This window comes from Drouetiella sp., from assembly GCF_059504425.1.
Genome location: NZ_JCACIN010000042.1, coordinates 1 through 26,038, shown reverse-complemented (window position 1 = coordinate 26,038; position 26,038 = coordinate 1). Strand labels below are relative to the sequence as shown.

General features: G+C 50.7%; 21 protein-coding genes. 16 read left to right on the top strand and 5 right to left on the bottom strand.

Features of this window, described 5'->3' with window-relative positions; all coding sequences use genetic code 11:
- Positions 1-9: 9 nt before the first annotated feature.
- Positions 10-3,168, top strand: a complete 3,159-nt coding sequence (locus tag AC5JMP_RS10520) for an efflux RND transporter permease subunit (protein ID WP_495851413.1) — start codon at positions 10-12, stop codon at positions 3,166-3,168.
- Positions 3,169-3,484: 316 nt separating this feature from the next.
- The gene (gene malQ, locus AC5JMP_RS10515; protein ID WP_495851412.1) at positions 3,485-4,999 is read left to right on the top strand and encodes a 4-alpha-glucanotransferase; all 1,515 of its coding nucleotides are present in this window, start codon (positions 3,485-3,487) and stop codon (positions 4,997-4,999) included.
- Positions 5,000-5,022: 23 nt separating this feature from the next.
- Here malQ and AC5JMP_RS10510 read toward each other — a convergent pair whose 3' ends face one another.
- A complete protein-coding gene (locus tag AC5JMP_RS10510) occupies positions 5,023-5,223 on the bottom strand; it encodes a hypothetical protein (RefSeq protein ID WP_495851411.1) in 201 nt (66 codons plus the stop codon).
- A 191-nt stretch (positions 5,224-5,414) separates the two neighbouring features.
- Here AC5JMP_RS10510 and AC5JMP_RS10505 point away from each other — a divergent pair, with 191 nt between their 5' ends.
- From AC5JMP_RS10505 to AC5JMP_RS10490, 4 genes are read left to right on the top strand one after another with little or no spacing between them, the layout of a single operon-like run.
- Positions 5,415-6,209, top strand: coding sequence for a RecB family exonuclease (locus AC5JMP_RS10505; protein WP_495851410.1), 795 nt, complete (start codon positions 5,415-5,417; stop codon positions 6,207-6,209).
- Positions 6,210-6,237: 28 nt separating this feature from the next.
- The gene (locus AC5JMP_RS10500) at positions 6,238-6,957 is read left to right on the top strand and encodes an SOS response-associated peptidase (protein WP_495851409.1); all 720 of its coding nucleotides are present in this window, start codon (positions 6,238-6,240) and stop codon (positions 6,955-6,957) included.
- On the top strand, positions 6,954-9,227 hold the full coding sequence (locus AC5JMP_RS10495) for an Eco57I restriction-modification methylase domain-containing protein (RefSeq protein ID WP_495851408.1): 2,274 nt from the start codon (positions 6,954-6,956) through the stop codon (positions 9,225-9,227). The genes AC5JMP_RS10500 and AC5JMP_RS10495 overlap by 4 nt, the downstream gene beginning before the upstream one ends.
- A gap of 2 nt (positions 9,228-9,229) precedes the next feature.
- A complete protein-coding gene (locus tag AC5JMP_RS10490; RefSeq protein ID WP_495851407.1) occupies positions 9,230-9,808 on the top strand; it encodes a hypothetical protein in 579 nt (192 codons plus the stop codon).
- Positions 9,809-9,842: 34 nt separating this feature from the next.
- Here AC5JMP_RS10490 and AC5JMP_RS10485 read toward each other — a convergent pair whose 3' ends face one another.
- Positions 9,843-10,310 (bottom strand): phosphate-starvation-inducible PsiE family protein, encoded by a 468-nt coding sequence (locus AC5JMP_RS10485; protein ID WP_495851406.1) that lies wholly within the window; start codon positions 10,308-10,310, stop codon positions 9,843-9,845.
- 127 nt (positions 10,311-10,437) lie between these two features.
- Here AC5JMP_RS10485 and prfB point away from each other — a divergent pair.
- A protein-coding gene (gene prfB / locus AC5JMP_RS10480) for a peptide chain release factor 2 (RefSeq protein ID WP_495851405.1) occupies positions 10,438-11,557 on the top strand; the annotation gives its coding sequence in 2 pieces (ribosomal slippage) (positions 10,438-10,512 and positions 10,514-11,557; 1,119 coding nt in all).
- 24 nt (positions 11,558-11,581) lie between these two features.
- Here the strand turns inward: prfB and AC5JMP_RS10475 are convergent.
- Positions 11,582-12,178 (bottom strand): hypothetical protein, encoded by a 597-nt coding sequence (locus AC5JMP_RS10475; protein WP_495851404.1) that lies wholly within the window; start codon positions 12,176-12,178, stop codon positions 11,582-11,584.
- Positions 12,179-12,493: 315 nt separating this feature from the next.
- Between AC5JMP_RS10475 and AC5JMP_RS10470 the strand changes: the two genes are divergently transcribed.
- The 7 genes from AC5JMP_RS10470 (at position 12,494) to AC5JMP_RS10440 (ending at position 19,537) form a co-directional block, all read left to right on the top strand.
- Positions 12,494-14,494, top strand: coding sequence for a GspE/PulE family protein (locus tag AC5JMP_RS10470; RefSeq protein ID WP_495851403.1), 2,001 nt, complete (start codon positions 12,494-12,496; stop codon positions 14,492-14,494).
- A 68-nt stretch (positions 14,495-14,562) separates the two neighbouring features.
- On the top strand, positions 14,563-15,678 hold the full coding sequence (locus AC5JMP_RS10465) for a type IV pilus twitching motility protein PilT (RefSeq protein WP_495851402.1): 1,116 nt from the start codon (positions 14,563-14,565) through the stop codon (positions 15,676-15,678).
- Positions 15,679-15,801: 123 nt separating this feature from the next.
- Positions 15,802-17,034: a type II secretion system F family protein gene (locus tag AC5JMP_RS10460; protein WP_495851401.1), complete on the top strand. Its 1,233-nt coding sequence runs from the start codon at positions 15,802-15,804 to the stop codon at positions 17,032-17,034.
- Positions 17,035-17,161: 127 nt separating this feature from the next.
- Positions 17,162-17,758 carry a hypothetical protein gene (locus tag AC5JMP_RS10455; protein WP_495851400.1) on the top strand — a complete coding sequence of 199 codons (597 nt, stop codon included), beginning with the start codon at positions 17,162-17,164 and terminating at the stop codon, positions 17,756-17,758.
- Positions 17,759-18,222: 464 nt separating this feature from the next.
- Entirely contained in the window at positions 18,223-18,456 is a 234-nt protein-coding gene (locus tag AC5JMP_RS10450) for a DUF2997 domain-containing protein (RefSeq protein WP_495851399.1), read from the top strand.
- 52 nt (positions 18,457-18,508) lie between these two features.
- A complete protein-coding gene (locus AC5JMP_RS10445; protein WP_495851398.1) occupies positions 18,509-18,895 on the top strand; it encodes a DUF1257 domain-containing protein in 387 nt (128 codons plus the stop codon).
- Between the two features lie 195 nt (positions 18,896-19,090).
- On the top strand, positions 19,091-19,537 hold the full coding sequence (locus AC5JMP_RS10440; RefSeq protein WP_495851397.1) for a ferredoxin: 447 nt from the start codon (positions 19,091-19,093) through the stop codon (positions 19,535-19,537).
- A gap of 124 nt (positions 19,538-19,661) precedes the next feature.
- On the opposite strand, the gene priA is transcribed toward AC5JMP_RS10440, so the two are convergent.
- A complete protein-coding gene (gene priA / locus AC5JMP_RS10435; protein ID WP_495851396.1) occupies positions 19,662-22,217 on the bottom strand; it encodes a primosomal protein N' in 2,556 nt (851 codons plus the stop codon).
- A 1,180-nt stretch (positions 22,218-23,397) separates the two neighbouring features.
- Here priA and AC5JMP_RS10430 point away from each other — a divergent pair.
- The gene (locus AC5JMP_RS10430) at positions 23,398-24,561 is read left to right on the top strand and encodes an RNA polymerase sigma factor, RpoD/SigA family (RefSeq protein ID WP_495851395.1); all 1,164 of its coding nucleotides are present in this window, start codon (positions 23,398-23,400) and stop codon (positions 24,559-24,561) included.
- A gap of 121 nt (positions 24,562-24,682) precedes the next feature.
- Here AC5JMP_RS10430 and AC5JMP_RS10425 read toward each other — a convergent pair whose 3' ends face one another.
- Positions 24,683-25,378: a CADD family putative folate metabolism protein gene (locus AC5JMP_RS10425; RefSeq protein WP_495851394.1), complete on the bottom strand. Its 696-nt coding sequence runs from the start codon at positions 25,376-25,378 to the stop codon at positions 24,683-24,685.
- A 118-nt stretch (positions 25,379-25,496) separates the two neighbouring features.
- Here AC5JMP_RS10425 and AC5JMP_RS10420 point away from each other — a divergent pair, with 118 nt between their 5' ends.
- A complete protein-coding gene (locus tag AC5JMP_RS10420) occupies positions 25,497-25,994 on the top strand; it encodes a GNAT family N-acetyltransferase (protein ID WP_495851393.1) in 498 nt (165 codons plus the stop codon).
- Positions 25,995-26,038: the final 44 nt, after the last annotated feature.

Sequence of the window (26,038 nt, the reverse complement as noted above, 5' to 3'; positions counted from 1 at the left end):
CCTTTGCCCATGTTCGCCGATTTTTTCATCAAGCGACCGATTTTTACCTCGGTCTGTTCCATCATCATTCTGCTGTTGGGAGTCATTGCTGGACTGACGCTGCCGATCGCCCAATTCCCCGACATTTCGCCCAAGCAGGTGGTTGTGACCGCCAACTATGCCGGAGCCGATGCCGAAACGGTGGAGAGTGGCATCACTAACCTGCTAGAGCAGGAAATCAACGGCGTGAAAGGTCTGCGGTATATGAGTTCTGCCAGCAGCAGCGACGGCACCAGCCAGATTACCGTCACCTTTGATGCTGCCCAAGACCCGGATATTGCCACCGTCAACGTCCAGAACCGTGTGTCTCGCGCACAGGCTCGACTGCCCGGACAGGTGGTACAAACCGGAGTCACCGTTAGTCAACAGGAAAGCAACTTTCTGATGGCGGTGGCGCTCTACACGGACAATGGCGAGTACGACAACCTGTTTCTCAGCAACTATGCCGACCTCTACATTCTCAACAATCTGAAGCGGCTGAATGGGGTAGGCGGTATCCAAATTTTTGGAGAACGCAAATACGCCATGCGCATCTGGCTAGATCCGAACCGTCTAGCTAGCCGAGGGCTAACGGCGCAGGATGTCAGTCAGGCAATCCAAGAGCAAAATATTCAGGTGGGGGCTGGACAGCTGGGTCAGGAGCCTTCAGCTAGCGATCAGGACTATCAGCTCAGTCTACGAGCCGTCAGCCGCCTTAAGGATGCCTCAGAGTTTGAAAATATTGTCCTCAAGACCGGGGAAAGCGGCTCTCTGGTGCGGCTCAAGGATGTCGGTCGAGTGGAGCTAGGCGCTGAGAACTACGGCACCGACTTGACCTACAACAACCTAGAGGCCGTGGGTCTAGGGGTGACTCAGCGCCCCGGCAGTAACGCTTTGCAAACCAGTGAAGCGATTCGGGAAGAAATGGAGCGGCTAAGCGAAACCTTTCCACCCGGCATGAAGTATGCGATCGCTTTCGATACCACCATGTTTGTGGAAGCTTCGTTAGAAGAGGTTGTCATTACGCTGATCACCTCTTTTTTGTTGGTGGTGCTGGTAATGTACATCTTTTTGCAGGACTGGCGGGCAACGCTAATTCCGACGGCTGCCATTCCAGTTTCGCTGCTGGGGGTGTTTTTGTTCACTAAGCTGTTTGGGTTTTCTATTAATACCCTGACGCTGTTTGGCCTGACCCTAGGAACCGGGATCGTCGTGGATGATGCCATCGTCGTCGTGGAAGCCGTTGCCTCAAAAGTTCAAGATCGGGGGATGCATCCGCTTCCGGCGGCCATTGAAGCAATGCGAGAGCTTTCGGGCGCGGTGATTGCCACTTCGCTGGTGCTAATGGCAGTGTTTATTCCGGTCGCATTCTTCCCTGGCACCACGGGCGCAATTTACCAGCAGTTCGCCCTGACGATCGCCTTTTCGATCGCCATTTCCACCTTTAATGCCCTCACCCTGTCCCCGATGATGTCAGCGTTGCTGCTGCGCCCTCGGCAGGAAAGCCATTCTTTCCTGGGCAGATTCTTTGACGGCTTCAACCGAGTTTTCGATAGAATTCGGCGCGCCTATGAGCGATCGCTCGGCTTTTTAGGGGGAATCCGATACATCATTTTGGCAATCTTCATCGCGTCTTTGGGTCTGACGGCGTGGCTGTACGGCGTTGTCCCTTCAGCCTTCTTGCCAGAAGAAGATCAGGGCTATTTCATTACGATCGTTCAGGCTCCCGAAGGCTCTTCTTTGAGCTACACCAAGAAAATTCTGGATGAGGCTTCCGAAACCGTGCGAACGCTGCCTGAAGTGGCATCTAATTTTGCGATCACGGGCTTTAGCTTCACAGGCATTTCGCCCAATCAGGGGATTATGTTTACGTTGCTGCAACCTTGGGGCGATCGCAAACAGGCGGCTCAGGAAGTGAAGGCGCTGATCGGGCAGATTCAAATGAAATACTTTGGCGATACCCGCGCCCGCATCTTTGCCGTGAACCCTCCCGCGATTCAAGGTCTGGGCAACTTTGGCGGCTTCCAGATGGAAATGCAGGATCGGCGGGGCAACTTGCCGCTCGATCAGTTTGTCGGCTATCTCTATCAGCTCATGGGAGCCTCGAACCAAAATCCTAACCTCAGCGGGGTCTTTAGCACCTACTCGGCTGGCTCACCGCAGTTGCTCGTGGAGGTGAACCGCAACCGTGCCAAAGCCCTGAATGTGGGCGTAGATACCGTATTTGAGACCTTGCAGACTTTTCTCGGTTCTCAATATGTCAATGACTTTAGCCTCGATCAGCGCAACTACCGGGTATATATTCAGGCGGATCAGCAGTTCCGGTCTAAGCCCGATGATATTCAGCAGCTTTACGTGCGATCGGCTGATGACCAGATGATTCCGTTGAGCAATCTGGTGACCATTACCCCGGCAACCAGCGCTCAGACTATTACCCACTACAACCTCTACCGCTCGATTTCGGTGCAGGGCGCAGCGGCTCCCGGCAAGAGTTCGGGGCAAGCTTTACAGGCGATGGAGGAAACTGCCAGACAGATCTTTCCGCCCGGCTTGGGCTATGAGTGGACAGGCACGGCGCTAGAAGAAGTGGAATCGGGTGGTCAGGCGGCGCTGATTTTCGGCATTGGATTGCTGATGGTGTTTCTGGTGTTGGCAGCTCAGTATGAGAGCTATGTTGATCCGATCATTATTATGCTGACGGTGCCCTTAGCGGTTCTGGGTGCCCTGATCGGACAGTATTTTCGAGGCTTTGCCAACGATGCCTACTGTCAGATTGGTTTGGTAATGCTGATTGGCTTGGCGAGTAAAAACGCCATTCTGATCGTCGAGTATGCCAATCAGCTCCGAGAAAAAGGCTTGAGCATTACGCAGGCGGCGATCGAGGCTTCTCAAGATCGCTTGCGTCCCATTCTGATGACGGCGATTTCGGGTCTAGTGGGCTTCTTTCCGTTGGCGATCGCTACGGGTGCTGGAGCTGCCAGCCGTCAGTCTTTGGGAACTACCGTCTTTGGAGGATACCTGTTTTCCACATTCCTCAGCCTGTTTTTAGTTCCTATTCTGTACATCATTATTAAGGGTCTGAACGATCGCTTCTTTCCGCCTAACAAAGATCGCCAAGAACAGGAGCGACTCATGGAACACGCAAAGTAAATTTCCTACTCTACGGAATCTGAAGCGTGGCTCATCTCAGCGTGCTAGATTCGAGTGGGCTGAATTTGGGGCAACCTAAACAATCCCTTAGAATCGCGTAAAAAATAAAGCCCAAGAGTTTTTTGGAAGTGTCGCGCGGAGTGCGACACTTCCAAAAAACTCTTACAGGTTAATTAATTTGTGCTCCTTAAAGAGTTGAGTGGCAGAGAAATTAGCCAAAAGACGGATGGTGGAATTTTAAGAACAGCCAAACAATAGCTAAAGCTCAATTTTTTCTGTCGCACAACCCTGACCCACTCGTCCCTCTTACTTTTTTATGCCCTTTCCCAGAGCTAGCGGTATTCTGCTGCACCCCACCTCTTTCCCCAGTCGGTTTGGCATTGGCGATTTGGGCACTGAAGCCTATCGTTTTATAGACTTCTTAGCTGCCAGCGGACAGCAAATCTGGCAGATTTTGCCGCTAGGTCCTACAGCTTACGGCGATTCGCCCTACCAATGTTTCTCGGCGATCGCAGGTAATCCCATGCTGATTAGCCCTGAAATTCTCTGCGGCAAAGGGCTATTGACCGAAGAAGATTTCAATGACTTCCCAGAGCTGCCTCTGCGGGTTGACTTTGGCTGGGTGATCCATGTCAAAACCCTGCTATTGCGCAAAGCTTCCGACAACTTCAAGGTTCAGGCAACGCCCGAATGGCACCAGGCGTTTGAGGAATTTTGTCAGGGTGCTGCGGACTGGCTGGATGACTATGCGCTATTTCGTGCGGTCAAAGATGCCCACGGCGGCGCGAGTTGGAATACTTGGGATGAGACGATCGCCCACCGCAAGCCGGAGGCTCTGGAGCAGTGGCAGCAGCAGCTTGTTCCTCAAGTCTTCTTCCACAAATTTCTGCAATTTGAGTTTGCTCAGCAGTGGGCAGATGTAAAGCGCTATGCCAACGAGAAGGGCATCCAGATTCTGGGAGATCTGCCCATTTACGTAGCGCATGACAGTGCTGAAGTTTGGGCACATCCAGAATATTTTTGCCTTGACTCAGAATTGGGTACTCCTTCGCTGATGGCAGGTGTGCCGCCTGATTATTTCAGTCCCACCGGACAGCTATGGGGTAACCCAATCTATGACTGGGAGCGGCTCCAGCAGGACAACTTTAAATGGTGGGTGCAGCGATTTCAGGCAATGCTTGACTGTGTAGACCTGATTCGCATTGACCATTTCCGAGGCTTTGAATCTTACTGGGCGATCAAAGGGGGGGAAACGACCGCCATGGATGGTGAATGGATGGTGGCTCCGGGCGAGGCGCTGTTCCAAGTTTTGGCGGAGCAGCTTGGCGTGTTGCCCATCATTGCCGAAGATTTAGGCTTTATTACGCCCGAAGTCGAGGCGCTGCGAGACCAGTTTGAGTTTCCAGGGATGAAGATTCTTCAGTTTGCCTTTGACTCTGATGCAGCGAATCCCTATTTGCCGTTTCATTACCTTGCCAACACGGTTGTTTATACCGGAACGCATGATAATGACACGACAGTGGGTTGGTTTAATGCCCGTAGCTCTGAGGAGCAGCACAAAGTCTGGCGATATCTGGGCTGTGGCGATACGCAGGAAATTCATTGGGAGCTAGTTCGCCTTGCCTTCAGCTCTGTTTCTAATCAGGCAATTGTCCCTCTTCAGGATATTCTCGGCTTAGATACCCGATCGCGAATGAATGCGCCGGGTCAAGCGATTGGTAATTGGGGCTGGCGCTATGAACAGGGTGCCTTGACCGCAGAAGTGGGCGATCGCCTCCGAGATCTGACTGAGCTGTATGGGCGATCGAGGCAGCCCCATCTGCACAGTTGAAGTCATAGCTGTCGCCAGTTTGCTTATGACATTTTGGTGGGGCGCGAAGCGCCCCACCAAAATGTCCCTGTCCTAACCGCCAAGGCGGTTGCTATATCTGTTGCGTCCAATATCAGGATCGTGACGCTCCAAATTACGGCGTGTGAATTACTATAGTTTCCACGGCTCACCTGTAAGATGCGGCTGAGCGATCGCTGCTCTAGCTCATTTTTTTCGTTCCTCAATCCTCGATATCTACCTCCTACGCTACATATAGGAAATTTAATACAAAAGAACCTAGCCGAATCCTACATCTAGTGCCATCATAGTAGCGTCATGCCCGACAGACCGCACCCACAGATCTTGTATCCGTGGGTGCATCTCTAAACAGGGGATGGCTCAACGCTTCAGAAGTCAATCGCCGGGTTCAGAGACTATGCCTTATTTTTTGTCCGCTGCTAAGCTTCAAAGCTACTATCGCTGTCCTCAAGCCTACTACTTCCGATACGAGCGTAAGGTAGAAGGGGCAGCGTTCTATGGCTCAGCCATTATGGGCACTTCTCTGCATCAGGCTTTGGCGCAGATCTACCAGGATTGGCACTACCAAGATGCAATTCCCCGGATGGACTGGATCGAATACTGTTGGAGTCAGCAGACGAAGGATCTCACCAGCACCCAAATTAATGAAGGTCGGGGTATTCTGCGGCGCTACTATTACGCCTACATCGCCAATCAGTCGGCAATGCGCAAGCCTGTAGCGGTGGAGGGCAAAATTCAGGGAACGCTGCGCACTGAAAATTTAGAGTTTGTGTTGTCAGGACGATACGATCGCCTCGACTATCTAGACGATGGGCTAGAGCTAATCGACTATAAATCTGCCAAAGAGGTCGAGTCGATGGAGCCTGACGAAGTGGATTTGCAGATTGGTCTGTATTACTTAGCGCTAGAGCAACGCTACCAGCGGAATTTGAAGCAGTTGAGCTTACTCTATCTGCGGACAGGCGAAAAGATTTGCTTTCCGGCAACTGTCGAGCATCGCCAGCGCGTCGAAGCCGTGATTAGCGACCTTGCTGTGGAATTGCGCCAGGATCAGCGTTGGCTTCCCTTTCCGGGTGGACAGTGCGATCGCTGTGCCTATGCCCGATATTGTCCTGCAATGCGTGCTGAACCTGAACCTTTGCCAGAGGATGCCAAGCCTGAAGCAGGGCTACAGTTGGTGCTGAGCATCTAGAGAATTTAACTTAGAGAGGGCTTCAGCTATGTGCGGCAGATTTACCCTGACCCAATCTCCTAGCGCGATCGCCTCCGCCCTCGGTTTGCCGGATCTCCCAGCCTTTGCGCCTCGCTATAACATTGCACCGACTCAGCCCATTGTGGCAGCCCGCATGGCTCCTAACAAAGCTGAACCAGAGATGACCCATCTAACCTGGGGCTTGATTCCCAGTTGGGCAAAGGACTCAAAAATAGGGGCAAAGCTGATTAATGCTAGAGCCGAAACCTTGAGTGAAAAGCCTTCATTTCGTTCTGCTTTTAAGCGGCGGCGCTGTCTGGTGATAGCAGATGGGTTTTATGAATGGCAAAAGCTGACGATAGGCAAGCAGCCCATGTACTTGTCTTTAGATCGGCAGCCCTTTAGCTTTGCCGGACTTTGGGAGCATTGGCAAAGTGCTGACGGCAGCGAAGTGGAGTCTTGCACGATTATCACCACTGAAGCCAATGATTTGATGCGTCCGATTCACGATCGTATGCCTGTGATTCTTGCTCCGCAGGACTACGATCTATGGCTTGATCCTCAGAGTGGTAGCGATCGGCTCCAAAGTCTGTTGCGTCCTTACCCGGCTGCAGAAATGAACGTCTATCCGGTGAGTGCTCAAGTTAACAATCCGCGCAACGAGGATGCTAACTGCATTGTGCCAATGGCATCTCAGGATTCTGGAGTGATTGTCTCTTCTGTTGCCCCGATTCAAAATTCCAAATGACAAAAGTCCTGCTAAAGCAAGTGGTGTCTTGGCGACGGGCAATATTCTCTTATCTTTCAGTTGAAAACCATCAGACTGGCTCTGATGATTTTGGTAATGAAATTGGCAGCCAAGTAGCGCGATCGCTAATCCTAAAAATCCTAGCGCTTTACCTTTGCGAACAGAAAGGCATTACTACAGCAGGTCAACTGCAAGCTATGCAGCAAAGTGACTCCGGTTTTATTGGACTTGTCCAGCTTTGGCAGAACACAGAAATTCCGTTTGGCTTTCCAGAAGAATATGAGATTGTCAACCGCCTGCCCAATCACCTCCTGAGTCAGATATTGGGTAGCTTATCCGTACAGCGAGATCTTCCGATCGCTTTTTTGGGACAGGTTTACGAAGCGCTGTTACAGGAAGATTCGCTAGGACTTTCCTCTCATGATCGCAAGCTAAGCGATCGAAAATCGGGTGGGATCTACTACACGCCTGAGGCGATCGTCAGCTACGTTTTGCAGATGACGTTAGGTAATGTGCTGCATACCAACCCTACAGCAGCGATTACCCTACTCGATCCAAGCTGTGGCTGCGGTGCATTCTTGCTGTCTGCTTATCAATTTTTGCTGGATTGGCATCTGCAAATTTATTGCTCAGCGATCGAGCGCCGGGGAGAAAATCACAATTTGCCCGTTGAGCAAGGGCTAGAGGGTCAGTGGCATCTGACGCGATCCGAGCGAGAGCGACTTTTGCTGACGCATATCTACGGCGTTGATCTTGATCCACAGGCGGTCGAGATCACTAAACTAGGGCTGTATCTTTTGCTGTTGAAGGGCTTACCCGATCGCGCCCCTTTACCCGATTTAAGCGACAACATTCAGTGTGGTAATGCCCTGATAGAGTCTGAAGGGCATTCAGAAAATTCTGGTTTAGAGCAATCAATCCTCTGCGATCGCCCATTCAACTGGCAGCATACCTTTCCAGAAATTCTGCGATCGGGGGGCTTCGACTTGGTAATTGGGAATCCGCCTTATCTGGATTCGGAGAGCATGACGGCTCACCTGCCCAGATGGAGAAAATACTGCACCGCAAATTACCAGACTGCCACCGGAAATTGGGATCTGTTTTGCGTCTTTATTGAAAAAGCTTTAGCACTCTGCAAACCGGGCGGATTCACAAGTTTAGTGGTGCCCAACAAGCTGGCTTCGGCAAACTACGCGGCAGGGGCGCGATCGCTCCTGGTGCAGCAAACTAGCCTCCTGACCATTCGGGATTACTCCAACGTTTCTGCCTTTCGGGCTGCGGTGTATCCGCTGGTTTATGTGGCTCAGAAGCTCGATGCTCTACAGAACGCTACACCGACAAAATCGATCGCCTATGAGCGAATGCAAAGCCTAAATCAGATTGGCTTAGTCGGAAAACTCTTGCTTAAATATGCCACGCAGCCTTGGCAAATTGGCGGCATGGGACAGCAAGATTGGATCGATCGTCTCCAAATCTTGCCATCGCTTGGAGCCATTGCCCAAGTCACTGGAGCTGCCACCGTTGCAGAGGCATATGCACTTCAGCCCTGGATTCAAGACAGCGCCGCGATCGTTTCCGGAGATCTACGCTTGGTGAACAGCGGCACGATCGATCGCTACTGCTTCCTGTGGGGCAAAAAGCCGTTGCGCTACCTAGGGCAGATCTACCGCCATCCCATTCTGGCGGCATCCCAGATTTCGCACCTCTCTGCTCAGCGAAAACAGCAGGCGCAGCAGCCCAAAATTATTGTGGCAGGTCTATCTCAGGTGCTGGAGTCTGGACTAGATGAAGTTGGCTCAGTTTTGGCGGGCAAGTCTACTTCAGTCATTCGGACAGTTCAGTCCAGTTTTCTGGATTTACGCTATCTCTTGGGCTTACTCAACAGCCATTTGCTCAGTCTGTACTTTCAGAGCTGTTTTGCTGGAAACTGTCTTCATGGCGGATATCTGCGGATCGGCGTACCCCAACTGCGGCAGTTGCCCATCTGGGTTCCTGATCTGGCAGACATGAGCGATCGCCAGAGCTATAACCAGCTGATCGATTGGGTGAGCGATCGCCTATTTCTACAGGCTCAGTTCTATACCTGTGAGGCACCTAATTCGGTGAAAATTCAGGCTGAAATTGATGGCTTAGATGATGAAATCGATCATCACGTCTATAAGCTATATCAGTTGAAAGATGCTGAGATTGATTGCTTAATACAATCTAAAAAGCACTTAATACAGTCCAAAAAATGCTTAATACAGTCCAAAAAACACGCAAAAATTTGACTATGAACTTCCTTCGCAGACTGGCGATCGCTCTCTATCGTATCTTTGTTGGCTCTCCGGCTCGTCTTAGACCTAGGGTAAGGCGATCGCAATTCTATGAGCCTAAGTTTGAATTAAATAAGACCTATGAATATGATAGTTTTGATGACCAAAATGAGTTTGATAGCCAGGATGACTTTAATACAAAAGCGATCACTAGCTATTTAATGACGCACCCCTATCCGTTGCAAACTACCCATTACACCTCATCATATAAACCTGGCTATTGCCCACAGATGCTGCAGTGGAGAGGTGGATATGATGAAGATTATCAAGATGAGTATGAAGATGAGTACGACGAATATGAGCTAGATGACAGCTACGGAACTGTTGAATACCGCTTTGAAACCTTTGGCGGCGATACGTTTATTGAATATAGCTATGAAGGAGACTTAGACGAGCAAGAAATTGTTCAAGCCCTGAACTGGCTATGGACATCTTCTGTCGATCGCTCCAACCTCGATCGCTCCAGTGTCTTGACCGGAACCCTCCGAATGCCCATGCTGCCCGGTCGACCGATTGGCTTACCTTACCTTAGATAAAGCTCACCAGAAGATAAAACTCACCAGACCACGCTCAGTGTGCCTTACTCCCGCGCCGGACGATCCAGTAACTAATGGACAGGGTGAGAATGGCGATCGCCAATGCCATCAGCTCATTGCCCGTTGATTTGCTGAAGTCAAAAATAATGATTTTTCGCGCCACCGCCGTCAATGACGTAACCACCACTAGCTCTAGCTGCACTCCATGTTGCTTGAGATAGGCAGTGATATTTTCCAGCACTTCAAGAGCAATCAAAACATTCAAAAACAGCCCAAAGATTTTAATTAACGTCACTGTCGAGAATTTATCGGGGTCTGCCAGCACATTATTGAGCAAAATTTCCTGTCCAATGAATAGACAGAGTTCCACGACCGCTATTAAAAGAATGGCAACCATGGCGATCGACAGCACCTTGGCAACCAAGGTCTCAATCTTTTTCAGCACAGCCAAAAAACTCTCGTCACTGCCCGTTTGGGTAATCGATCGCAAGAAGTTTCGCACGGTATTGTAGAAATACAGGTCAAATCAAAGCCTGACTCAGGCAATCTTGAGCAATAATATATCTGCTAGAGCTGCCTCAATTCACCCGTCCCTAGAAAACTCCAACGATACCAGGATCGCTCCCTCCATGCTTGAAACCCTCGATATTAAGCGCGAAGTTGAATTGCTCTCTCATCGCCTGGGTAAAACTCAGGAGTATCTTTGACGTTCCGGCTCTAACCGCAAAAATTCAGGATCTAGAGGAGCAGGCGGCTCAGCCTGAGTTTTGGAATCATCAAGAAACTGCCCAGAAAACGCTGCAAGAGCTAAATGACCTGAAATCTAATCTGGAACAGTTAGACCAGTGGCGATCGCGGCTAGAGGATGCCAGAGCCGTGCTGGAGCTTTTGGAGCTAGAAGCCGATGAATCGCTGCTCCAGGAAGCCGAATCTGACCTCAGCAGTCTGGGACGCGAACTCGATCAGTGGGAACTACAGCAGCTCCTATCAGGAATTTATGACCAAGGCGGCGCGGTTTTAACCATCAATGCCGGGGCAGGTGGCACCGATGCCCAAGACTGGACAGAAATGCTGCTACGCATGTACACCCGCTGGGCAGAGCGGCAGGGCTACAAAGTCCAGATGGCAGAAATTTCTGAGGGTGACGAAGCCGGAATCAAGTCCGTGACGATCGAAATTGAGGGCAAGTACGCCTATGGCTACCTTAAAGCCGAGAAAGGCACCCATCGACTCGTGCGCATCTCGCCCTTCAACGCCAACGACAAGCGCCAAACCAGCTTTGCAGGGGTGGAAATTATGCCCATCCTCGACAACACGATCGATCTGGTGATTCCCGACAAGGATCTAGAGATTACCACGACACGATCGGGCGGCAAGGGCGGTCAAAACGTCAACAAAGTCGAAACAGCGGTCTTAATCAAACACATCCCGACCGGGCTTGCTGTGCGCTGTACCGAAGAGCGATCGCAGCTTCAAAACAAAGAAAAGGCTCTGGCGCGCCTCAAAGCCAAGCTTTTGGTGATTGCCCAAGAGCAACGCGCTAAAGAAATTGCCGATATTCGAGGCGACATGGTGGAAGCCGCCTGGGGCAACCAGATTCGCAACTATGTTTTTCACCCGTACCAATTGGTGAAAGATCTGCGCACGGGCACCGAAACTACGGCGATCGGCGATGTCATGAATGGCGAAATCGATTTGTTCATCGAAAGCTGTTTGCGCCAGGAAAATCACATGGTGGATAGTCCATAGAAGCGGACAGTCCATAGAATCAGCCTAACTTTTGTGATTCATAGCCTTCAAAAATGCTGATAGCGCCTGATCTTCACCCGCGTTGACCTCTCGGTCGAGTAGCGCAATGCCTACTGCCTTGGATAGGGCGATCGCCGCCACATCAGCATCTAGCTCTTCCGTCAGCAGATCTAGAGACTGTGGCACCTTAGCAGCTGATTTGATGCCCAGCAGCATCGGCTCCTCAAAGCCTAACGACTGCAACTGAGGGTAAAGCCCTTCCCAGTCCAAATCATGCTCTGGATCTCCTACCTGCACCATATAAGCCATCAGCCTTTGCAGCTTCCGCTCTTGCTGCGGGGTTAGGGCGGTCGCCTGAGATTTTTCAGGCAAAGATTCTGTTTCCTCCAGATTAGAGAGAATCTGCTCCCAGTCATGACCATCACAGGCATCAGGCTTGCCAACGGTCAAAGAGAGCTGAATTTGATTAGAGGTGGTGCCCAAGTCAGTCACCTTCGCCTGCACGCCCAGAAAGCCAAGCCACTGGGCAACTGTAGCAATCAAAGTCGATCGCGTTGCCTGACTATTTGCCAATAATCGCAACTGTGTACGAACCATCGGACGCACAATTTGTGAAAGCATAGCAGTAAGAAGTTAGATAACGTGATTAGAGAACAAAAGCCATAGCCTACACCTTAGAATACTGGAGCGATCACCGTTGACAGTTTTGCTACCAGAAGATTTCGCAATTGATCTAGATTGTGTCTCCTCAGCAAATTTCTGTCAGCCTTATTTACTAGCCTCACCCACTAGCCTCAAAGAGAGGCACCGCTTACAATGACCATACCGTTTGCCGCATGATATCTTTGACCACGATATATTCTTATCGACCTGTGGTAGCGTCTGCCTTTGTTTCTGGGAACAATCTAATTTGTAAGGCAACTTTCTGAATCAGCTATGGCTAACTCCTCGTCCAGACGCGCCCTAGTCGTCCAAAACAACTTTTCCCCCTTCAGCAACAAGCTGGTTCAGGCTGGCATCGTCAATGTCGAGCAGATGCAGCAGGCGCTGGTTGAAAGCCGAAAAACAGGCAGACCGCTAACTGATGTGTTAGCGATGATGACAGGTCAGCAATTGCCGCCCGATCTGCTTCGTCAGTATAAGAAACAGCAGCTATTCGAGCTAAAGATTCTCTACGGCGTTGAATCACTCGATCCGGAAATTAGCGAGATTAACGGCAATCAGCTCAACCAACTCATTGAAACGCTGATTCCGGTCGATATCTGCCGTCGCTATCGCCTCATTCCGCTCTCTCGCACGGACACCGACCCGGCATTTGTGCTAGTCGCCATGGTCGATCCAGATGATCTGGCAGCACAGGATGATCTTAACCGTATCTTGCGTCCTCAAAAACTCGCGCTTCAGCGGATGGTCATCACTGCAGAAGACTACCAGCGGCTCATCTCCCAGTATCTAGATGACCAGGTTGAACTTCAAAAGCAGGCGGATCAGCAAGCCAAAGTTGATGTTAAGGGCGACATTGAGAACCTAGAATATCTGGAGCTAGAGGAAGAAAGTGAAGATCTAGAAGCCAACCTAGATGCTGCGCTCCAAGATGCAGATGCTGCGCCGATCGTCGCTTTGGCTAACAAAATTTTGGCTAAAGCCCTCCAGGAAGGCGTATCTGATATTCATATTGAGCCACAAGAAGAGTATCTGCGCATTCGCTTCCGCAAAGATGGCGTTCTCCGCGAAGGGCTGGAATCCCTACCCAAGAAAATTATTCCAGCTGTCACGGCTCGCTTCAAAATCATGGCAAACCTGGACATCGCAGAACGCCGGATGCCTCAAGACGGACGGATTCGCCGCCTGTTTGATGCCCGTAAAGTAGACTTCCGGGTCAACACTCTGCCCAGCCGCTACGGCGAAAAAGTCGTGCTGCGGATTCTAGACAACTCTGCCACCCAGCTTGGTTTAGATAAGCTGATTACCGATCCTGAAACTCTGCAAATTGTTCAAGACATGGTGGCGCGTCCTTTCGGTCTGATCCTGGTGACAGGACCGACGGGTTCCGGAAAAACCACTACCCTCTACTCAGCGCTGGCAGAACGCAACGATCCGGGGGTCAATATCAGCACCGCTGAAGACCCGATCGAATATTCTCTGCCCGGTCTGACCCAGGTACAGGTAATTCGCGAAAAAGGCATGGACTTTGCCTCGATTCTGCGGGCTTTTCTGCGGCAAGATCCAGACGTGATTCTGGTGGGTGAAACCCGCGATCGAGAAACCGCTAAAACGGCGATCGAAGCGGCTCTCACCGGACACTTGGTCTTAACCACGCTGCATACAAACGATGCCGCTAGCGCCATTGCCCGTCTGGATGAAATGGGCGTAGAGTCCTTCATGGTGTCCAGTTCTCTCCTCGGCGTACTGGCACAGCGGTTAATGCGGCGAGTATGCAGTGAGTGTCGCATCCCCTATTCTCCCACTCTAGAAGAGTTGGGACGCTTTGGTATGTCCGCTTCTGGAGAAGCAGACGTCACTTTCTACAAAGCCAACACCCTGAGCAACGATGAAATTCAGGCTGCAAAAGAGAGCAATTCGCTCTGCTCAACCTGCAAAGGAGTAGGCTACAAAGGGCGCTCTGGGGTCTACGAAGTGATGCGAGTCACCGAACGTCTACAAACTCTGATTACTGAAGGCGCACCCACCGAGCGCATTAAGGAAGCAGCCGTCGAAGAGGGCATGAAGACTCTGCTTGCCTATAGCCTCAATCTGGTGCGCCAAGGGGCAACGACTCTAGAAGAAGTGGAACGCGTTACGTTTACCGATACAGGACTGGAAGCGGAGCTGAAAGCAAAGCGGAAAACCTCGCTGACCTGCCGCTGCTGTGGTGCAGAGCTAAAGCAAGATTGGCTGGACTGTCCCTACTGCACAACTCCCCGATTCCAAGATTAGGCAACCGCCAATCGTTCGCGCCAGCATTAATCTATTTCAATCAAGACCCCGCTTAAGGAGACAGCAACATGGAGATGATGATCGAAGACTTGATGGAGCAGCTAATCGAGATGGGTGGCTCCGATTTGCACCTGTCTGCGGGGTTGCCGCCCTACTTCCGAATTAGCGGTCATCTCACTCCGATCGGCGATGAACCTATGACTTCAGAGCAGTGTCAGCGGCTGATCTTCAGTATGCTCAACAACACGCAGCGGAAGAACCTGGAGCAAAACTGGGAGTTAGACTGCTCCTACGGCGTGAAAGGACTGGCGCGGTTCCGGGTCAACGTCTACAAAGACCGAGGTACCTATGCTGCCTGCCTACGGGCGCTCAGCTCCAAGATTCCTAACTTTGACAAGCTGGGCTTACCGGACGTGGTTCGAGAGATGTCTGAGAAACCCAGAGGTCTGATTCTGGTGACAGGACCGACGGGTTCGGGTAAAACCACGACGCTAGCCGCCATGATCGACCTGATTAACCGCACTCGCGCCGAGCATATTCTCACCGTTGAAGATCCGATCGAATTTGTCTATGAACCCGTCAAGAGCCTCATTCACCAGCGTCAGCTCGGCGAGGACACCAAGAGCTTTGCCAACGCGCTGAAGGCGGCTTTGCGGGAAGATCCAGATATCATTCTGGTGGGTGAAATGCGAGATTTGGAGACGATCGCCCTTGCCATCTCTGCCGCTGAAACCGGACACTTGGTGTTTGGTACGCTGCACACCAGCTCGGCTTCCCAGACCGTTGACCGGATTATTGACGTGTTCCCTTCAGAACGACAAACTCAGGTACGGGTGCAGCTCTCTAACTCCTTGGTTGCGGTATTTAGCCAAACGCTGGTTTCTCGCAAAAACCCCAAGCCCAACGAATTTGGTCGGATTATGGCGCAAGAAATTATGGTGATCACGCCTGCTATTTCTAACCTGATTCGGGAAGGCAAAACCTCTCAGATTTACTCAGCAATTCAAACAGGCGGCAAGTTGGGGATGCAGACCCTCGAAAAAGTGCTAGCTGATCTGTATAAGGCAGGGACGATCTCTTTTGAATCTGCCATGTCTAAAACCTCTCGCCCTGACGAGTTGCAGCGTCTCATTGGCGGTGCTCCTGTTCCGCAGGGCAAACCCGGTGCTACTGCCGCCCGATAAATTCTCCCGATAATCTTCCTAATGTCTCAGTTGAGATCAGGTGAGATAGGATGAACGGCAGGGTTACAAGCCAAGATTGCTGCAACGGATTTGAACAACGGGTCTAAGAAACGGGTTTAAAGTATGCCTACCTATCTTGTTCGCGCTAGAGACACCAAAGGAAATGCTCGCCGGGAGCGAGTCACCGCCAATACGACCTCTGAAGCACGGGCAGCTCTGCGGGAGCAGGGGCTGTTTGTGCAGGAAATCACCGAGGATATGGGGTTGCTGGATCGCCTCAGCAAATTCGACCTCAGCGAAATTTCGATGGCGATGACGAGTGTGTCGATTAAAGACAAAGCCATTTTCTCTCGCCAGTTTGCAGTGCTGATCAATGCAGGCGTAGCCATGGTTAGAGGGCTGGGGGTATTGTCCGATCAGTGCCCTAACCCCAAGATGAAGAAAGCGCTTCAGGAAATCAGTGCGGATGTGCAGCAGGGCACGAACCTGTCAGATGCTATGCGCAAACATCCAAAGTGCTTTGATGCTCTTTACGTCAGTATGGTGCAGGCGGGTGAAGTGGGTGGGGTACTAGATGAGGTCATGAACCGTCTGGCAAAGCTGATGGAAGACGTGGCTCGTCTGCAAAACCAAATTAAGTCTGCACTGACTTATCCTGTCGTGGTGGGATCAATCGCCGTTCTGATCTTCTTAGGCATGACCGTTTTTCTATTGCCCATCTTCGCGGATATTTTTGACAAGCTGAATGCGCCTTTGCCCGCATTTACGCAGCTGATGATTACCATCAGCAAGTTTCTTAGAAGCTTTTACGTGGTATTTTTGGTGGCGGCTGTTGTCATAGTTGTGTTTGCCTATAACCGCTTCTACAGCACTGATGTGGGTCGGCTAACGATGGATGGTGTCTTCCTGAAAATGCCGCTGTTTGGCGATCTGATTCAAAAAACCGCAACGGCTCGATTCTGCCGTACTTTTGGAGCCTTGTCGCGATCGGGCGTACCGATTCTGACGGCTTTGGAGATCGTGCGAGATACTGCCGGAAATCAGGTGATTGCTAATGCCGTGGATGAAGCCCGCAAAGAAGTTCAGACGGGCGGCATGATCAGCTTAGCGCTGCAAAAGGAGCAGGTGTTTCCTGGAATGGCGATTCAAATGATTAGTATTGGCGAGGAAACAGGTGAAATTGACACCATGCTCATGAAAGTTGCCGATTTCTATGAAGATGAGGTGGAGCAAGCCGTGAAGTCTCTGACTAGCATCATGGAACCACTCATGATTGTCGTGTTAGGGGGGATGGTTGGTTCGATTCTGGTGGCGATGTACCTACCTATTTTCTCCATCATGGATGCTATCAAGTAGGGCTGCATCTTTATCGATCCGCTTACAGCGCTTTGCGCTCGGTTAAGTATGGGTTATTTTTGTAGAAGCCGCGCGGAGCGCGGCTTCTACAAAAATAACTGTGGTTTATGCAATTGAAAATTGCTGTATGACTCCTCAAAAATCTCACTACGAAGAAATTCTCGCCGATTGTAGTGATCATCTAGGGGCGATCGCTCTGCTAAAACAGTATCGCTCCTATCTGGAAATGATTCCTAGTATGCGTCGCCCTAGCGAGAGCGTCATTACGATTCCGCTGCCTCTAATTCGCGTTCGCCAGGTGCCTCCTAGCGGGGTTGGTATTTCTACGGGAGAAATGATTCGTCTGCCCTGTGATGTTGCCGTTCTGATGTGCGATCCGGAATGGAAGATCAAGACGGGTGCGGAGATATTTGTGTTCATTCACCGTCCCGACGAAGATTTTTCTGATTTGCTTAGCCGCTGGCGACAAACCCAGATGCATCTGGATAGAGGCTACGAATGGATGATGCCTGATCGCCATCGTCACATTCTCAGCGAAGGTTCAGATGAGGTGCATCCGCTCTTTGTGCTGTTTGCCGAGACACCTGAGCGAATTCAGCGAGGGTTGCGGGGAGCTTGCCTACCGTTTGTTGTTCAGATGGCTATGGAGGGTGACAGCGAAGAGAACCCTTTTGGTCTAACGGATGCGCTCTCATCAGAAATCTTTGGTCTAGATGAAATTTGACAAAGTTTGAGGCAGAATGCTTCAGATCTGGATCAAGTGCATAAATTAATAAAATGTAACAACACCATCTTGTGGAATTTGTAGAAAATTTCTACTGTAGGAGACAAGAATTCCATTTGTCCAAAAGCCTGTATTTGGCGCAAGGCTGAGCTTTGAGGGGTAAAATCAGCCCTGAGCCTGGTCTTTTTCTCTCTCCACCCTAAGAAATAAACTTGAAACTCATAAGGTGAATAACTCAAAACTTGCCTTGACTGCTTCGTGAAGTTAAGCGAAACTAACTGAATAACTGGAGTCTAGCCTCACTATTACACTAAGTTTGTTTACGTTTTGACACGGATTGACTCATTAGATTGAGTTCGATTACGCGATCGAACAGTAAATAGAGCTTTGGTTCCGGGCGATCGATGCTCAGTTAGATGATGAGTTAGTGGACTGGTAAAACTTTTGAGAGCTAGTCGAGAAGCATGGAAACGCTAGAGTTCATCATTTATCCCGATGGTCGAGTTCAGGAAAAAGTCACAGGCATTGTAGGTGCCTCCTGCGCCGAGGTGACGGCGGCGATCGAAGCCCAGTTGGGTCAGGTCGTCAGTCAAGAACCCACTTCTGAATACTTTACTCAGCCGCTTCAACAAGCTGCATCGGTTCAGTCCATAGCCGCTCAGGTTCAGACTAGCTACAGCGATTGGTCATCTCAGTAACCCACCTGATTTTTAGTTCTTTTAATTTTTAGTCCTTTTATAAGACCCAACCATGTCTCACTTTAGCCAGATTAAAACTCAAATTCGGGATCTCACCGCTCTTCAATCTGCTCTCACCGATTTAGGTATTCAGTGGAAGTCCGGGCCTCAGGCTGTGCGGGGCTATCGTGGGCAGACTCACATGGCAGAGATTTTGATTGAGCAGGAAAACGGCTACGACATTGGATTTAGCCATAACAACCAGTCCTATGAGCTGGTTGCAGACTTGCAATACTGGCAGCAGCCTTTGTCGGTTCAAGGTTTTCTCAATAGCATTACCCAGCGCTATGCCTACCATACCGTGATGCAGGAAACGGGTCGTCAAGGCTTCCAATTGGCGGAGCAACAGCAGCAGCAGGATGGTTCAATTCGTTTAGTGCTGCAACGCTGGGCGGCATAAATTTCCTCTGCTACTTTACTGAGAGATGGGATTGAGGGTAGTCCTCAAAAAGTAATAATTTATTGTTGTGGGGCTTCGTCCCCACAACAATAAATTATTACCCCAATACCACTACCGGGTCGGGAACTGAGTAAATGCGGCTCAGCTTCCGACCTTCTATTTAGCTAATCAAAAATATTTGCTGAATCTAAGCCCATGAACAGTTTTTCACCTTCTCCCAGTGCATTCCCAGAGCCGACGGGCTTTGAGCCAGAGTTAGGGGGTAGCTTTCGGGACGCGCCAGAGCGGACGGGTTTTGAGCCAGAGCTAGGGGGCATCGTTCGTCAGAAAGGGGTTTATGTGGATGAGCCGACCTGTATTGGGTGCAAACACTGTGCACACGTGGCACGCAACACGTTTTACATTGAGCCAGACTACGGTCGTTCGCGGGTGATTCGTCAGGATGGAGACGTAGAAGATACGATTCAGGAGGCGATCGATACCTGTCCGGTAGACTGCATTTACTGGCTAGATTACACTGACCTGAAGCGGCAGGAAGAAGAGCGCAAGTATCAGGTGATTCCGATCGCAGGTTTCCCTGTGGACAAAGCGATGATTGCTGCAGAACAACGGCGACAAAGGCGATCGCAGCAGAGTAAGTAGTTTCAGTGGATCGCAAATTAGGGTTTAGTGGCGCGCTCCACGCGCCACTAAACCCTAAAAGCTATATTTCAAAGGCGCTCTGCGCCTTTGAAATATAGCTTTTAGGAAAAATAAGAAGACTGCTTTAGGACAAGTTCAGCGGATCGACATCGATTGTTAGGCTAACCGCCATTGGACAGTAGGATCGTAGCTCCGTTAAAGGGGGGAATGAGGGGCGATCGCTCAAGCCTTTTAGGAGAATTTGCCAGCGATAGCGACGAGCCACTCTGCCGATGGCAGCCGCAGCAGGTCCCAGCACTTCGTAGCCCGCTTCAGGGTTTGAATGTTGGCGCAGGTGAGCCGCGATCGCCTCTGCGGTTTGGCGAACCGTTTGCAAATCCATTCCGCTTAGCCGCAGCAGCACCAAACGTCCATAGGGCGGATAGTGGAGCGCCTCACGATACTGCAATTCTGACTCTGCAAATTTGGCGTAGTCCTGGCGCACAACTGCCTCAATCACTGGATGCTGGGGCGAGTAGGTTTGCAGAATTACCCGACCGGGTGCTTCGCCCCGTCCGGCACGTCCTGCCACCTGAAGCAAGGTTTGAAACGCCCGTTCGCTGGCGCGGTAGTCGGCAAGGTGCAGCAAGCCGTCAGCAGACACTGCGCCCACTAGCGTTACCTGCGGTAGATCAATGCCTTTGGTCAGCATCTGTGTGCCCACCAACAGATTTGCTTCCCCAGCGGCAAATCGCGTCAGCAGCGCTCGGTGGGAGCCTTTGGCGCGGGTTGTATCGCTGTCAAACCGCAGGCAGCGCAACTCTGGCAACTGTTGACTTAGCTCTTCCATAACGCGCTGTGTGCCGCTACCAAAATGCTTCAGGTAGGGCGAAGCGCAGACTGGGCAGGTTTCGGGGTGCGTCTGTCCGTAGCCGCAGTAATGGCAGCGCAGCGATTCATATCCCCCCGATCGCGGCTGATGGTAGGTCAACGACACATCGCAATGGGGGCATTCCATGACGTGACCGCAGCTCCGGCAAGAGACAAAAGTGCTGTGTCCCCGCCGATGAATGAATAAAATTCCCTGTTTCTGATTCTCTTGTAGTTCTGTTAAGGCTTCCTGGAGCGATCGGCTAAAGATCGATCGGTTGCCCTGGCGTAGCTCTTGGCGCATGTCCACAACCTCGATCGGCGGCATGGGGCGATCCTGCACCCGGTGCGGCAGAGAGACAAGCAAATGAGGCGCTGCTCTTCTCTCTAGATCTGCTGTTCCAGCCGCCACCCAGCTTTCTAAAGACGGCGTGGCGGAACCCAAAATTAGCGGACAGTTGGCAAGCGCGGCGCGCCATTGGGCAACCGTGCGGGCGTGATAGCAGGGCATGGGCTGATCCTGCTTAAAGCTGCTGTCATGCTCCTCATCTAGGACAATTAGCCCTAGGTTTGCCAGCGGTGCAAAGATGGCAGAGCGAGTGCCAATCACCACCTGCGGGGTAGCACTCAGCATTTGTCGCCAGGTGTCGTAGCGTTCACCCTCTGAAAGGGCGCTGTGATAAACACACACATGCTTGCCAAATCTTGCTCGAAAGCGATCGGTCAACTGTGGTGTTAGCCCAATTTCTGGCACCAACACCAGCGCCGATTTGCCTGCCTGAAGCAGGGGAGCAATTGCCTGTAGGTACACTTCAGTTTTGCCCGATCCCGTCACTCCATGCAGCAGCACTTGCGTAAAGCTCGTCAGCGCCTGAATGGTTTCCAGGGCGTGAGCTTGGTCAGGCGTTAGGGCTTTGGGACGATCGGATTGAGGTGCTAAACTTGATTCCAGCCGCAGAACTTCGCGGGGCTGTAGGGTGACACAGCCCTTTTGCTCCAGCCCTTTCAGCACTGAGGAACTCACCTGGCAGAGTTGCAATAGCTCCTGAAGCCACAGCTCGCCGCCCTGCCGTTTCAAAACCTCTAGAATTTCGCTCTGGCGTGGGGTGAGGCTAACCGAGGCATCACCGGGATGCGCTACTAGCGTAACTGCCTGTCTCTGCTTAGGTTTGACGGCAGTTGGAGGCTCCAAATAGCTTTCGACCCACTGCCGCTGGATTAAATCTCGCAGACCTCGACTGGCTCCCATCACCTGCCGCTGAAGATATTGCCAGGAATAATTGCCCTGCTTCTGCGATCGCAACAGCTCTAAAATTTTCTGGGCAGCGGGCTGGAGAAACAGATGCGCCTCAGCCGGAATTGCCTCTGGCTTCAGCCGGATACGACGCTGCGATCGTCCCAGAAGCCCTGGCGGCAGCGCTACCCGAATCACCTGCATTAGCGAGGTGTGGTAATGGTCGGCTACCTGATGCAACACCGTCCAGTAATCAGGCGGGAAAAACCCGCGACTCACGACCTCTTCGACTAAGCGAATTTTTTGGGATGCTAGGGATATGGGCAGCTGGGTCAGGATGCGAATGGCGATCGCGCCCACCTGCTGCGTTCCAAACGGCACGCTCAGAATATCTCCGGGCTGAAGGGCAAGTTCTTTGGGCGACTCATAGGTATAGAGATCTTGCACACCGCCGCAGTCTACCAAAACCTCAACCCACTGAGCGGGAGGCGACTGAGCTGGAAGCGTTGCCATAGGATAAGCGCGATCGGGTTCGGCAGCGATCGGCGAAATGTGCGTTGAAGAGCGGTGAGTCAGAACTAGCGAATCAAAATACATCTTGAATCAAGACCGTGGATCAAAATCGGAGGTCAAAGCTGGCGAATTGGGCGAATGCAATAGCTGTCAGGAGAATGAGTACATTCGATCGATCGTTAATGTCCCAAGAGTGTAGCCTGTCTTTGCCACAACTGCCAGGTTGATTTTGCCAAGGCATGGTTAAGTTAAGTTAATTTCTCTAGACGATCGGCTGATGATGTGGATAATCTTCATTACCTCACTATTCTGTTTTTCACCTCTGCTTTCTGTCTTTCAGCTTTTGACAGAGTTAGCAAAGATGAAACGATGGAAATGAGATCAGGTGTTCCTGCACGGTTACAGGTTGCAAAGCTTTGCTCTTTGAAGGAGTGCTGCTTCCAAGATGGAAGTTCTTCTCTCTGACATTTGGCTATGCGCTGCTACATTATAAATGCTGTTTTGGCTAACACAGCCGAAATTAGGATTTGCTCAAGCAGTGCAAGCCATGGCTTCTGGCAAATTGAAGGGATAAGTCAATCCAATTTGCATTTCTATCTCAGATAGATTGCATTTAATGGAATGATGCATTACTCTTTAGCTGGATTACCGAAGGCTGAAGTATTTAGGGCATGACAAGGTTACTTAGGGCATATCAGAACTAATCAACTCGTGATCCCATTAGGTCAGTCGGGGATGGCGTTTTATTGACTTATTTCAGCTGCACATCTCGTTTGAGAGCAGTTAAATCTGTGGGTTCAACCAGAGGCTAGACGAGGTTCACTTAAGCCAACTTTTAGGCTGGCTTAAGTATGTTGATCTTTGAAAAATCGTCAACGAACGCTAAGTCTAGCAAGTGAATTGTCTGAAGATAGAGTTGAGATACTCAACTGGATAATGCTTGGGTTCAAAGGCTGAACATCAGGCTGCTTTAGGCATGGGACGTTTTATTTGAATGGATTGATTAGGACTTCAGGTGTGCGTCAGATTTTTAGGCAAACAATTCTAAAGAAATTCAGTGATTTAAGTTTTTGCAAGTAATTCCAGACAGCCCTGTGCTAAATTCCGCGGTGTGTTCCTGATATTTTGATTAACAGCTCATTGACAGTTTATTGATTATCTGTTTACTTATTAGCAATTCGATAGCAATCGATCGGCTACAGGGCGCAACCTAGTCTTTATAACTGCTCAACGAACATTATTAACAATCGTAAAACTGTAGAAAATGAAAAGTAATTCCCTCATAGATTCAACAGATCCGGTTCACTTGATGTCTTTGTCTGAAGACAATTTGTTTAACCTATCTGATTCAGATTTTCAGGGCAATCGCAACTCAGGCGATCGCACTGATAGCGATATGGGTGTCATGGCAGAGTTTGGCTTAGATAGCGAACTTGCAGACTTAATGGCAAGCCGAGATTCAGGCTACCGAAAAACAATTACAGATGATGCAGTAGGCGCGTTCTTTAAAGAAATGGCGCGATATCCGCTCCTGAAAGCAGACGAAGAGGTTGAGCTTGCCCGTCGCGTCAAGTTTCTCGCTGAAATTGAAAGACTTCGAGAACGTCTTGCGCAAGAACTCGATCGCCCTCCCATTAAAGCCGATCTGGCTAAAGCTCTGGAACTTAACGAGCGGCAGCTAGAGCATCGGCTCTATCTTAGCCGTGTCGCCAAGCGGAAAATGATTCGCTCAAATCTGCGGCTGGTGGTGTCGATCGCCAAACGCTATCTCAATCGCGGCGTCCCGTTCCTGGATTTGATCCAAGAAGGGGCACTAGGGCTAAACCGCGCTACCGAAAAGTTTGATCCAGACAAGGGATATAAGTTTTCCACCTATGCCTACTGGTGGATTCGTCAAGGTATCACCCGAACGATCGCTAACGATGCCCGCACGATTCGTCTGCCGATTCACATTGTCGAAAAGCTGAATAAGCTGAAGAAAGCCCATCGGGAACTACGCAAAGACCTCAACCGTAACCCAACTGAGGATGAATTAGCTGCGTCGCTGGATATGACAGCTGAGCAACTCCGGAACCTGCAACAGGTACGACGGCGATCGCTCTCCCTCAATCACCGCGTCGGCAAAGGCGAAGACACTGAACTCATGGAGCTGCTAGAGGATCACAGCACGCAGTCGCCTGAAGCTCAGATGAGTGAAACGATGATGCGTCAAGAGATCTACGCGGTTTTGGGTGAAGTGCTGACTGAGCGTGAAAGAGATATTATGGCGCTCCGCTATGGTCTGACCACAGGCGAAACCCACACCTTGGAAGAAGTGGGCGGTATCTTTAACCTTTCGCGTGAAAGAGTGCGGCAGATCCAGACTAAAGCCATGCGTAAACTGCGCCGCCCGCAGGTAGCTGCCCGCCTAAAAACATGGCTGCGCTAGGGGAAGCTTTTGTAGAAGACTGCTTAAAGAAAAGCACTCGGACAAAAGTGTTCTACTAGAACTCCTTGCCCGAATGCTAATCGATCGCAACGTAAAATTGCAAAGTCAATGAGACGATCGCCTACAGGGTAGCCATCTCTCGATCTTGAACATCCTGACAGTAGGTTTCAAACACACCATCTAGAAACTTCCACAGCGTATTGGCTGCTGTTGCCGCGACTTCCAGAACTTCAGTCTGCTGCTGTTCTGTCTGCGCAAAAGATTCGATCAGGGTTGCAGTTGATTCAGCGTGGTAAACATCTGCCACCTGATGGACGCTAAAGAACTCGTAGTCAGCAGGATTTTCCATGCCATAGAAGCGCTTCAGGCCATCAATTTTGACAGCAGCAACTTCAGGGATTTGCGATTCATAGACATAAAGCGCTGCCAGACCCGCATAAAAAGGTGAGTTCAAGCAAAGGTGGCGGAAGGTGGAAATCAGCTCAGCCGTAGTTTCAATCTGCGGCGTAGCCTCTAGCTCAGGGGTGCTGCCTAGCGCGATCGCAAAATTCCGCCATAGCGCCGGATGGTTTTTCTCGCCCTGCTCTTCACCGACAAGATTCTCTAGAATTTCTTGCCGTACGGTCAGATGGGGCGTGTTGTAATGAACGGCGCTGATGTAAGTCGGAAACGCCAGCACATGATGAAAATACTGCTCAGCGTAATGTCTGAGATGGTCACGCGTTAGCTTGCCTTCCGTCCAGGCTTGGTAAAACGGATGCGTCAGCAAGTGCTTTTGGGCAACGATCGCATCTAACTGTTGGCGAAGGGTGATCATAAAAACTCCCAGCAAGAAAAAATGGGCTGATTGCATTATCTCAAATTGATCCCGATTGGTGATAGTTCTGTAAACGAGTTTCCTGTGATAATCTCAAAAAACTTTTGAGAGGCTTTTCATGCTGGATACCCCTACTTTCACGCTGCGACCTGCCCAACCCGACGATGTGCCGACGCTGTTTAGCTTAATTAAGGCATTGGCAGACTATGAGAAATTGACCGATCAAGTGACGGGCAGTCAGGCGTTGCTGCACGAGCATTTGTTTGGCGATCGTCCCTGCATTGAGGCAATCCTGGCATTTTCAGCATCAGCTAAACAGCCCATCGGCTTTGCCCTATTTTTTACCAACTACTCAACTTTTTTGACCAAGCCAGGGATTTATTTAGAAGACCTATTCATCTTGCCGGAATACCGCAGTCAAGGCATTGGCAAAGCGCTGTTAGCCTATTTGGCGAAGCTGGCAATCGCGCGAGACTGTGGACGACTGGAATGGAGCGTCTTGGATTGGAATCAGCCTGCGATCGGCTTCTATGAGCGCATGGGCGCCACAGTTTTGCCCGACTGGCGGATTTGTCGCGTCACCGGAGCGGCGATCGCGGCGCTAGCAGAGCGTTAACTAGCCAGAGCGTTAACTAGCCAGAGCGTTAACTAGCCAGAGCG